Annotated in this window: 9 protein-coding genes; all 9 read right to left on the minus strand. The window is 35.9% G+C overall.

The window, feature by feature from the left end; all coding sequences use genetic code 11:
* Nucleotides 1-43: 43 nt before the first annotated feature.
* Complete coding sequence (locus EQG63_RS00940) at nt 44-2,344, minus strand: TonB-dependent receptor (protein ID WP_129433399.1); 2,301 nt, start codon at nt 2,342-2,344, stop codon at nt 44-46.
* Between the two features lie 623 nt (nt 2,345-2,967).
* On the minus strand, nt 2,968-3,729 hold the full coding sequence (locus EQG63_RS00945) for a DUF2490 domain-containing protein (RefSeq protein WP_235827794.1): 762 nt from the start codon (nt 3,727-3,729) through the stop codon (nt 2,968-2,970).
* A 207-nt stretch (nt 3,730-3,936) separates the two neighbouring features.
* The gene (locus EQG63_RS00950; protein WP_129433404.1) at nt 3,937-5,379 is read right to left on the minus strand and encodes a TolC family protein; all 1,443 of its coding nucleotides are present in this window, start codon (nt 5,377-5,379) and stop codon (nt 3,937-3,939) included.
* Nucleotides 5,363-8,578 (minus strand): efflux RND transporter permease subunit, encoded by a 3,216-nt coding sequence (locus EQG63_RS00955; RefSeq protein WP_129433407.1) that lies wholly within the window; start codon nt 8,576-8,578, stop codon nt 5,363-5,365. Before EQG63_RS00955 ends, EQG63_RS00950 begins: the two co-directional genes overlap by 17 nt.
* An 18-nt stretch (nt 8,579-8,596) precedes the next feature.
* Entirely contained in the window at nt 8,597-9,679 is a 1,083-nt protein-coding gene (locus tag EQG63_RS00960) for an efflux RND transporter periplasmic adaptor subunit (protein ID WP_129433411.1), read from the minus strand.
* 282 nt (nt 9,680-9,961) lie between these two features.
* Nucleotides 9,962-10,348, minus strand: a complete 387-nt coding sequence (locus EQG63_RS00965) for a hypothetical protein (protein ID WP_129433414.1) — start codon at nt 10,346-10,348, stop codon at nt 9,962-9,964.
* Between the two features lie 43 nt (nt 10,349-10,391).
* Complete coding sequence (locus EQG63_RS00970; RefSeq protein WP_129433416.1) at nt 10,392-11,069, minus strand: DedA family protein; 678 nt, start codon at nt 11,067-11,069, stop codon at nt 10,392-10,394.
* Between the two features lie 84 nt (nt 11,070-11,153).
* Nucleotides 11,154-11,789 carry a carbonate dehydratase gene (can, locus tag EQG63_RS00975; RefSeq protein WP_129433419.1) on the minus strand — a complete coding sequence of 212 codons (636 nt, stop codon included), beginning with the start codon at nt 11,787-11,789 and terminating at the stop codon, nt 11,154-11,156.
* A gap of 39 nt (nt 11,790-11,828) precedes the next feature.
* Entirely contained in the window at nt 11,829-12,512 is a 684-nt protein-coding gene (locus EQG63_RS00980; protein WP_129433422.1) for a carbonic anhydrase family protein, read from the minus strand.
* Nucleotide 12,513: the final 1 nt, after the last annotated feature.

Genomic DNA, 12,513 nt, shown 5'->3' on the forward strand with positions numbered 1-12,513 from the left:
CAAAATAAAAACCCCGATGTTTCAATCGGGGTTTTTATTTGCATTAAAAATTCTTTTTACAACCAATTGCGATATTCATTCCGGGCTCAGAAATATTGAATGGTCTAAACCTTGACATGTGGTTCACATAATTTTTGTCCAAAAGGTTATTAGCCGTCAATGTAAAATCAAATGACTTGTAGGAGGTAAACCAACCGAAATTCACCAAGCAATATCCTTTCGTTTTCAATTCATTGGCTTCTACTTTATTTTGATCAAAAGTTGAGGCTAGATTGATATTGAAAGAGTTTTTAGACAACTTCCAAAAGTCCTTACAATTAAAATACAGGGTGTTCGACAATTTTGTTGGCGTCATCATTGGTAAATGAGAATCATTATCCGTTCGTTTTCCTTCCAATGTCGAGAACTTTGTTTCAAAATCCAACCATTTCCAACCTACAGGATGTATATCCAGTCGAGCTTCTCCACCTATTAATTCGGCATTCGATTGATAAAACTTATATTCGGCAACCATTTCTGCGGGATTAATATTGTTAGCAATCAAATTACCTGTAGGAGCGATATAAATGTAATTATTGACACGATTGAAGAAAAAAGAAGTTTCTAAACTGATGTTTTTGCCTTCATAGGTGGCACTAAAGTCGAACTGATTATTGTGTTCTTTATCAAAATTCGCATTCCCAATTTCAAATCTTCTCGATTCCAATTTGTATCCATTTGAGGTCAATTCATTTAAATTAGGCGAACGATACCCTGTTGCAAAACTGGTTCTTAACACCAAATCTTCGGCAATGGTATATGCCAAACCTAGAGATGTGCTCACATTGTTGTATGAACGAGATATTTCCGGGATGGCATAATTATAGCCCAAAGTAGTTTTAGTAGCCAAATTTCTCGCATCAAATCTAGCACCAAAAGTGGCATTTAACGCCTTATGTTCGTACTTACTGACTGCAAAAAATCCAAAATCAGCAATCGAAGCATCCGGAATTAAAACTGTTTTGGCACCCGAATTGTTCTGGTTATTTTGAAACATCCCTTGGGTACCGGCTATAGATGAAAATCGGCCCCATTTAGGCGTATTCCATTTCACATTATACGTCAGACTTTGCAAAGTCATGTCGACATACTTATAGCCTTTTTTACCCAATATCTTCCCTAAGGCAAACTCTTCGTTTTCGGTACGGTGGTTGTTTTGATAACTAAAAATGGCATCTAGTTTCGATTTCCCTAACAAGAAATTAGTTTCAGAAATTACTCTGTGATCGACAACAGTATGAAATGGCGCCTCTGTTTCAAGAGGGTATTTCTCTTTTTCAATGTCGGTATTGATGATTTCTCCGTTAGGTCCAAACAAAATATCTTTTCCATCAAGGATTCCGAAAAAAGCTTGATTGAAAGTATAGGATAAGCGAGTAGCTCCCCATTTTTGATTGGTTCCTACGTATGCTTTAGCTCCGTATTCTGACAATCTTGTATTAGGAACCCTGAAGGTTTGATTGTTTATAAAATAATCTGAAAATAATTTCCCTAAAGCACTCACCCCCCAATTCAACTTCTCTTTTGCTCCATCGACATTGGCTAGTACTCTCCAACCATGATTATTTCTTGACATCGAAGTAAAAGCAGAACCTTGTATCGTTCCAACAGGTGCTGGTTTCGATTGAATAAAATTAACGACACCGCCCATAGCTTCAGGTCCGTACAGTAAACTTTCAGGTCCTTTTACCACTTCAATTTTCTCTACTCCATTCTCGTTCACCCCTATTCCGTGTTCGTCATCCCACTGTTGTGTTTCGAAACGAACGCCATCAATTAACGTTAAAATTCTGTTGCTTGACAATCCTCTAATTACTGGTCTTGAAATTAAAGTTCCCGTGGTGGTGGCATCTACTCCTGGAATTTTATTCAAAACATCCATAACAGTAAATCCTCCCACTTTTTGAATATCGTCTTTATGAACTACATCGGTTTTAAACGTATTTTGTTTGAATTCATTTTCAAAGGCATGAGTGACTACAATCTCATTCAAATTGGCAGTGCTTTCTTTCAGTACAACATCAAGGGTTACGGTGGTATTGGTAGCATCCACTACAGCCGATTGCAATACTGTTTGGTAACCCAAATGTGAAAACTGTACATTCAAACGACCTTTGGCTTCAATATTTAAGATATAGTTTCCTTCATTATTAGTCAGAACGCCTTTATTCAACTCGGAAATAAAAACATATACATTGGCAATCGGACTCTCATTCGAGGCATCTTTTACTGTCCCTGACAGTGTATTTTGAGAATACAAAAATTGGATTCCCAATAAAAAAATTAATTTAAATATCGTTTTCATTTTTATCGTTTTGACAATGGATTAGATTTGATCATTTACTATTTAAAAAGTAGGAAACATCATTTAATTCTGATAAAAAGAGGGTATTCCTCAAATCACTAATGGAAAAGAAATTAAAAATGATGTGGTGGTGGTTTTTGGAAGTTGTCAACTTCAATTTTCAGTTGAAATCCAAAATTAATTTCCTAAGTAGGATTTCCACTTGCAGTAAAGGAGGTATAAAGGCTTACACTCCAATTTGATGGAAAGAAAACTGTTGCTTGTCGTTCTGATGTGTTGTTTCTCGGAAGAGAATGTCTTTGACGAATTTTCGATACATAAAAAGTCACCAAAGGAGTCATCCAGATCAATCTCAACTAATTCTATACTTTCTTCATAATTGTCCGTTGATAAAGAAGTAAACTTGCTACTTGCTTCTTTTATTGATTTTGCTGGACTGGATTGAAGGCTACAAGAAACAGCATTAAACGCATTTGCAGTTATGGAAAATGTCAAGAGTAAAACCAATAATAAAGCACAAGACTTTTTATTTGTGAAGAGTGTTTTAATATGTAACTGATTAAGCAATGCTATCTTGTTTTAAACAAAAGTAAAAGTTTTTCAATCGATTTTTATCATCCGTATTAATTTAATTTCTCTTCAAACCAATCAAAATTAGTAATATAGGAAATCCTAATCGTGGGATTATTCTCTTGTATTGTGTTTTTCAAATTCCAAATGTTTTGATGAATGTAGTTCAATTGTATTTGATGGTGCGCATCAAAATTATATCCAAATCCTCCAATAATCCTATTTTGCTGAATTACCGTTTTAGCCTCCTTAACTCCAATATTTACAAAAACCTCATCCCCTAAAACCGCAAAGACTTTCGTCTTTTCATCCTTTTTAAGTAAGGGATGATTTAACAAAAACATATAGCGCAATCGGTTACGATATTCGTAGTTGGAAATTTCCAATTTCCCTTGATTGTTCTGTGTCGCTATACCCACAAAACGGTTTTCATCTCGTAATCGATGGGTAAACTTTAACTCTTTTTTATTGTGTACAAATGTCGTTTGCCACCACACATGATGTTCTGGAATAGTGATTTTATTCATCGGAATTTCTCCATACACATATGTATCATAATAGGTATACCCCACACTCATTACAAGCGATTTCGCAAAATGATAATCCACCGAAGGGCGAACAAACCATTGCTGTTTCTCCTTTAATCCGTTTGCAAACCTTACAGAGCCTTCCAGAGTCAAGGACAACTTCTTGCTCAGCATGTTTTTTCCAGCATAATGAAACCAAACGTCATTATTATTGCTTTTGCTTTGAGCGTTACTATTTTGTACTAATCCGAGAACCATTACTCCTGTTAGGAATATTGATCGTATCAATTTCAACTTTAACATAAATTGCATTACTTTAAATCAACTACAGAATAAAACCAATTGAATTCGTTCGATTCCCTATTTAACACTAAGAAGTTGGTAAAGATAATTGCTTTATAATACGCATCCAAATCGGACTCTTCCAAATCTAGCCCAATAAAAAAGCCATCATACCGGAGTACAATGGCTTCTTTGAAAAATAACTAACTGTAATTAATTCCATCCGCCACCTAAAGCACGGTAAATGTTCACCATGGCATTTAGCTGTTGCATTTTGGTTTCCATTAAATCAAATTTGGATTCCAATGCATCGCGTTGGGTAAGTAATACTTCCATATAATCCGCTCTAGCCGAACGGAAAAGTTCATTTGAAATGGATACCGAATTAGTAAGGGCTTCCACCTGTTTTGCTCTTAAAGAATAACTTTTCTCCAGATTACTGATTTTAGAAACCTGATTGGCCACTTCCAAATAACTATTCAAAATAGTTTGTTCGTATTTGTACACCGCTTGAATTTGTTTGGCATTTGCGGAACTATAACTAGCCTTTATCGCATTACGATTAATTAGCGGAGCCATCAAATCGCCAGCAAGAGAATACAGTAATGATTTTGGATTGAAAAGATAACCAGGATTGAAAGCCTGAAATCCAATTCCAGCAGAAATACCAACTGAAGGATAAAATCTGGCTCTCGCTGCTTTTACATCTAATTTGGAAGCTTCTAATTCAAATTCTGCCTGACGAATATCGGGTCTGTTTTTCAAAAGTTGAGAGGGGATTCCAACATGAACCATATTGGGCATCATATCATTGAAAGACTTTGTACTTCTATCCACATGTTTTGGAAATCGTCCCACCAGAAAATTAATTCGGTTTTCGGTTTCCACAATTTTTTGCTGTACTTCAAATTGTAAACTTTTAGTTTTAAAAACTTCCGCTTCAAATTTTTTCACAGGCAATTCTGTCACACGAGCTGCTTCCTTTTGAACTTTTACTATTTCTAAAGCATTACTCTGAATTTCAATATTTTGGTTTATAATTTCCAATTGATTATCCAAAGCCAATAACTCGTAGTACGAATTGGCAATTTCTGACACCAAATTGGTCACCATGAAATTTTTACCTTCAATTGAAGACAAATAACGGTTCACCGCAGCCTTTTTACCATTGCGTAATTTTTTCCAGATATCGATTTCCCAATTGGCTACAATTCCAATATTGTAATCTTGCAAAGGTTCTGGCATTTCTTTACCTGGTTTGATTTCGGTGGTAGCTTCCATCGCACCAATATTTGTGAAACGAGCCACTTTATCGACCGAAGCACCTCCTTTTAATCCAACAGAGGGCAAATATTCTCCTTTTCGGATTCTTACTTCGTTCTTCGCGATTTCAATTTCTTGCAAGGTAACATTCAACTCTTGGTTGTTTTGTAATGCCAATTCAATCAAAGCTTGCAAATGAGCATCTTTAAAATAGGTTTTCCACGAAATTGCACCTGAATTTAAGGTATCTTTAGTGGCTCCAGCAAACATTTCCGGAGCCGATTTGTTTTCTTTTTTTTCAACTATGGAAGTAGATTTACAACCCACAACAGCTTGAAACAGCAAGGCTACGACCATAAATTCGAAAATGCGATTTTTATTTAACTTCATCATTCTCTTCTGTTTTTTGATTATTTATATTAAATCCGTCCATCATTTGCACAAATTCATCTGACAATGAACTTTCATCTTCGCCTTTAATCAATTTTCGACCATCGGCCATTGAACCAAAAATGTAGTACAGTCCCGGAACAATTACCACTCCGAAAATAGTTCCGAACAACATTCCTCCCAAAGCTGCAGCTCCAATGGTCTTGTTACCAATAGCACCCGCTCCTGTAGCGATAATCAATGGAATCAATCCGGCGATGAAGGCAAATGAAGTCATCAAAATTGGTCGAAAACGCACTTTGGCACCTTCGATAGCAGCGTCTAGGATAGTAAAGCCTTCGTTCCGCTTCTGAATGGCAAATTCGACAATCAATACAGCATTCTTACCGAGCAATCCGACAAGCATGATGAGTCCGATTTGAGCATAAATATTATTTTCAAGTCCCATGGCCTGAAGTAGAAAGAAAGAACCGAAAACACCCACTGGAAGTGAAAAAATCACCGATAACGGAATAATAAAACTTTCGTATTGCGCGGCTAAAACAAAATACACAAACAGCAATACGATAGCAAATATGTAAATGGATTCATTTCCTTTATTGGATTCGTCGAACGATAGCCCTTCCCAAGCAATATCATATCCTTTTGGAAGGGAAACCTCAGCCACTTCACGAATGGCTTTAATAGCTTCGGCCGTTGTATACCCTTCTGCTGGAAGTCCTTGAATAGCCGATGAATTATACATATTGTATCGTGTAATCTCATTTGGCCCTTGTCCTTTTTTAAGTGTCATAAATGCCGAATAAGGTACCATTTCGCCTTTATCATTTTTCACATAGAGGTTCAAAATATCGGTTGGCAACCTTCTAAATTTTGGATCGGATTGCACATACACTTTGAAGAAACGTCCGAATTTGATAAAACCTTGTTCATATGTACTACCAATCAAGATATTCAGGTTTTCCATGGCTTTACCAATGGATACCCCTTTCTGCATGGCAAGTTCATTATTAATTTCTAATTCGTACTGCGGATAATTCGCGGCAAAGAAGGTAAACAATCCGGTTAATTCTTTACGCTTGCTCAAATCTTCCATGAATTTTTTATTCACTTTATCGAAGTCTTGATAATCGGTCGTGGTATTTTTATCCAATAAACGCATCGAAAAACCTCCTGACGCTCCGAATCCAGGAATAGCTGGCGGTTCGAAATATTCGACGATGGCTCCTAAACCATGTGATTTTTCCTCTAACTCTTCCATGATTTCCTTAACCGTATGCTTACGCTCATCCCATGGTTTTAAGTTGATCAAACAGGTACCAGCATTCGAACCACGACCTTCGGTCATGATTTCATACCCCGCCAATGATGAAACCGATTCTACTCCATCCACCTTCTCACAAATTTTCTGAAGTTTCTGTGAAACATGATTCGTTGTTTCTAACGTAGAACCCGGTGGTGTTTGAATAATCGCATAAATGGTTCCTTGATCTTCTATCGGAATGAATCCAGAAGGAAGAATTTGGTTCTCAATAAATATACCGGCACAGAAAACGGCCAAAATCCCAAACGTAAGCACTCTTCGGTTAACAATAGCTTTCAATAAAGCCACATATTTCCCGGTAAGCTTATCGAATGCATGATTAAAACGGTCCAAAGCCTTGGTCAAAAGATTCTGTTTTTTCGGGTGACCGTGATGGTTTTTCAACATCATTGCACACAATACAGGTGTTAAAGTAAGTGCAATAAGCGCTGAAATCACAATGGAACTGGCCATCGTAATCGAGAACTGACGGTAGAAAGTTCCTACTGGTCCCGACATAAATGAGATTGGCAAGAATACAGAAACCATAACCGCAGTAATCGCAATAACGGCACCAGCAATTTCACCCAATACTTTTTTGACTGCTTGATATGGGGTAATATTGGGGAATTCTTCAAATTTGGCATGCACCGCCTCGACGACGACAATCGCATCATCGACCACAATACCAATTGCCAGAACAAGGGCAAAAAGCGTTACCAAGTTAATGGAAAGTCCGAAGAACTGAATCACGAAGAAGGCACCTATCAACGAAACGGGAACCGCTAAAATCGGAATTAACGTCGATCGCCAATCCCCTAAAAATATGAATACCACCAATGCAACCAAAATAAAGGCATCACGTAACGTATCGATAACCTGCTCAATAGACGCATCAAGGAATTGTGACACATCATAACTGATTTTATAATCCATGCCCGGTGGGAAGGATTCTTTCATTTCTTCCAGCTTATCTTTAATTTCTTTAATTACTTCACTGGCATTACTTCCGTAGTTTTGTTTCAATACGATTGCTGCCGAAGGATGACCATCTAAATTCGAATAGATATCAAAAAACTCACTTCCTAATTCAACCTTACCAATATCTTTTAAATGAATACTTTCACCATCTGAATTGGCACGAATAATTACATTTTCATATTCTTTCGGTTCGCTATATCGCCCTTTATATGTCAGTACATATTCTAACGATTGCGCCGCTATCCCTGAACTTTGTCCGATACGTCCCGGACGACCAATAATACTCTGCTCGCCCAAGGCATCCATCACTTCTTCTACCGAAATATTATAGGCTCGCATACGCTCTGGATTTAACCAAACACGCATCGCATAGGTTCTACTTCCTAAAATTTGAGAACGTGCTACCCCTTTCAAACGGTTGATTTCAGGAATCATTTTTACACTTGCGTAGTTGTACAGGAATTTTTCATCCATTCCTTTATCTTTCGAATAAAGATTCACATACATCAGCATACTAGGTTGAATAGGCGTAATTACTACCCCTTCACGTTGCACCAATTCCGGCAACAATGGCATTACCTGATCGACCCTAGTTTTTACACGTACAACGGCCTGATTCGGATCGGTACCTGGTTCAAAAATAATACGCAAGGTAGCTTCTCCTGCACTAGTAGCATCGGTAGCGATATAACGCATTCCTTCCACTCCGTTTATAGAATTCTCTAGAGTAATCAAGGTTGATTTTACCAATACATCGGCACTAGCACCGGGATAGGCAATAAATATATTTACTGTAGTTGGGGCGATTTGTGGAAATTGGGATATCGGCATCTGTTTGATGGCCAATGTTCCCACAAAAAGTATCATGATTGAAATTACAATCGCAAATACGGGTCTTTGTATGAATTTGCTAAACATTTTTTCTTCCTATTTTAATTATTCAGCATACAATTCTAAATGGGAAAGCACGTGTGTGGCATCTTCCATTTTGTATTCGATTTTCTCGTTCTCTTTTACTAGACGTAAGCCTTCCAAAAGAATTTTATCTCCTTCCGACAAACCACTGCTAATAGCGAATATGTGTGGTAATTCGGCAGCAATTGTAATGGCTCTCGATTTTACCTCATTATTTTTATCGATCACATACACGTATTTTTTCTCCAGCACTTCGAAAGTTGCTTTCTGCGGAATTAATAAAGCATTTTTTAAGGAAATAGTAGTTTGAACATTTCCCGTTTCACCATGGCGTAAAAGCCCTTTTGGATTTGGGAAAGTGGCTCTGAAAGCAATGTTACCCGTTTCATTATTAAAATCGGCTTCGATGGTTTCTACGATACCGGTATAACCAAAGGTTTCATTATTCGCCATAATCAGATTCACTTTAGTTTTACTGTTACTGGCTTTCGATTTATAGTCTAAATATTCCGATTCTGGAACATTGTAGTACACCCACATTTTACTGTTATCGGATAAATTGGTCAACAAATCACCTTCATCTAATAAACTCCCTAATCGCACGTGAAACTTATCAACGATTCCATCGAAGGGCGCTCTAATTTCCGTAAACTGCAAATGCACTCTCATCAGCGCCAATTCGGCATTAGCTTTGTCTAATTTGGCTTTGGCCATAGCCAATTCATTAGGCGAAACCACATTTTTATCGGCTAATTTTTTGGTATTTTGGTATTCAATTTTTACAAAATCGGCTTCCGCTTGCGCTTTTTGAACTTCTGCTTGATATAAATTAGGCATGATTTGAAACAACAGTTGCCCTTTACGCACAAACTGTCCTTCATCTACAAATATCTTTTGCAAATAACCTCTTTCCTGTGCTCTTAGTTCAATGTGATTGGAAGCGTGTATCTGACATACATAATCTTTGGTAACAACAGTATCTTTTTTAACTGGAGTTGTCACTAAAAAATGTGTTTTTTCTTCTTTTCCTTCTTTTTTGGAGTCGCAGCTAGTATGCAGGAATAATGCAAACGCGCTAACTAGTAACAAAACTTTTTTTGCCATAACTAGGTAATAATAAATAGATTAATTTTTTTGAATAAAATGATGCAACCGAATAACCCTGATGGGTAAACGGTTTTAGAAAAGACTTAGAATGAAAGAAGTTCATTCCATTTCGGAAAAATCAAATTTTCAGCAACAGACTTAGTAATTCAAAAGATAGTATGCATACTCATCATGTACTATTTTTTGACAAACTTGTCCATTTCAAATAGAACCGAAATAAAATTTTAAAAAATCAACAGATAACTGTTACACTTTACAATCCTACTAAGTCAAAAATGCTTAGTTAAGATGAAATTTCCACTTACAGAAGAGCGCGTAAAGTGGAAGTTTAGTGATTTTAGTAAATTGAAAAACTGAAAAAACTTCAGGTTTTTCAGCGGATGAAAAAACATTTGATGCGGAGAATTGCTCAAATGTAAAAAATTCAAGATTATCTGAATCAACTTCAGAAAGGTCTTCTTGATCTTCAGCAGGAACAGAATTAATTCGATAAAATTTAGATTCACCGGTTTGTTTCTGTACAAAAGAAAATTGCTTTTCTTTTTCTAACTTAAACGTATTGGAAACACTTTTAGCAGAAACAGAAAAAATCAATAAAAACACAGCCAGCAAAGAGAACAATCCCTTTGCCTTACCTGCGATTATATTTTTATTGATTTTAAACATTTTTATTTTTCGGCTGCAAAATTAAAAAATAATTTGATCTAGCCTATTCCAAATGCACTCTTTTCTTAAATAATTTCCATAGAACTGGAATAGTAGTAAACCCAACAATACCAATTACGATATATTCGATATAATGTTTTAAATCAATATTAAATTTATCAAGAAATAACGCATGTAGATAATGCCCCGCGAAAATCATAGAAAAAGACCAAAGAAATGATCCTAATATATTAAAAAACATAAATTTCTTTTTATCCATAGAAACAATTCCAGCTATTACTGGAGCAAATGTCCTAACAATAGGTAAAAAACGTGCAAAAACGATAGCTCGACTACCATATTTTTCGAAAAATTCTTTTGATTGGTACAAATATTTCTTTTTGAAGAAAAAGGTATCTTTTTGGTTGTATAGATAATTTCCACTTCGGGCACCGAACCAATATCCTGCCATATTACCTAAAATACCCATTACTGTTACTAGCAAAGCAAAAACAGTAACGTTTAAAAAATCATTTCCTAAAGAAATTTGACTCATTAATGATTCGCTATATATCCCAGCCAAAAAAAGCAAACTATCTCCTGGTAAGAAAAAGCCAGCCAACAATCCTGTTTCCGCAAAAACTATAAATAAAACGACTAATAATCCTATTTTAATTCCTCCAAACTCCAGTAAAATATAGAATTCTGGATTCAATAATTGTAACCAATTGAAATCTTCCATTCGGTAAATATAAGTATTTTTATAAAAAAGGCGAAGGTACTACAAATAGTACAATCGCCTAATTTTTTAATTATTAAATTATTCTTAAATATCCAGCTGATACAGTTCGTGCAAATCCTTATTACAAGAAAAATTCACTTCTAAATCGGTTACATACCCCGAATTTAAACCATAAACCCATCCGTGTAAATACAATTCTTGTCCATCTTTCCAAGCATTTTGAACAATCGATGTTTTAGCCAAATTAAGCACTTGCTCTTTCACGTTCAATTCAACGAATTTGTTAAATCTTTCTTCTTCATTTTCAACTTCAACTAACTTTTCTTTGTTCAAACGGTAAATATCTTTGATGTGGCGAATCCAGTTATCAATAATTCCGAAAGAACCATTTCCCATTGCGGCTTTAATACCACCACAACCATAATGACCACAAACAATTACGTGTTTCACTTTTAAGACGTTTACGGCATAATCTAGCACACTTAACATATTCATATCACTATGCACCACCATATTGGCAATGTTTCGGTGTACAAAAACTTCACCTGCTTTAGCACCTATGATTTCATTCGCGGGAACACGACTATCTGAACAGCCAATCCATAATAATGGTGGGGTTTGACCGCCAGCTAGATCACTAAAGAAATTAGGATCCTGGTCAAGCTTTTCTTGGACCCACTTCTTATTATTGTCTAGTATTTTTTTATAAAACTCGCTCATATTGAAATTTTCTAAAGCAAATGTATTTAAAAAATACCGCTATTTGACTAATTCTTTTAAATCTAATCCAGGATTACTTGCGTCTTTTATAAATTCGGTGGTATTATAAAATTCTACTTTCCCAGTTTCAATATTGTACATGGCGCCAATAATTCCAATTTCACCATTTTCAATCATTTGTTCTAAAATATAACTTCTTTGAATGATAGATTTTACAGTACGTTTTACATTGATTTCGGCTACGTTTTCAACAAATTCGCTGTTTTTCGAAGTCCTATCTTCCTTTGTCTTTTGTTCTTCATAAACGGCTGGTTGTAATTTCGATAATAACTCTGTTAAATTACCCATTTCCACATGATCACATGCGCCTTTTACAGCACCACACTTGGTATGTCCTAAGACCACAATCAATTTTGAACCTGCCACTTTACAAGCAAATTCCATACTTCCTAAAATATCGGTATTAGTTACATTTCCTGCAATTCGAATGGAAAAAACATCTCCCAAACCTTGGTCGAAAATCAATTCGGCCGAAGTACGACTATCAATACAACTTAAAATAGTTGCGAATGGCCATTGACCGTCACGTGTGTCGTTTACTTGTTCTAACAAGTCACGGTGTACTTTTAAATTGTTTACAAAACGATGATTGCCTTCTTTTAAAATTTCTAATGCTTTTCTTGGGGTGATTTCTGCTTGTATTTCTTTATTTAAAGTTCTCATG

The sequence above is a fragment of the Flavobacterium amnicola genome (assembly GCF_004122165.1).
GTDB lineage: Bacteria > Bacteroidota > Bacteroidia > Flavobacteriales > Flavobacteriaceae > Flavobacterium > Flavobacterium amnicola.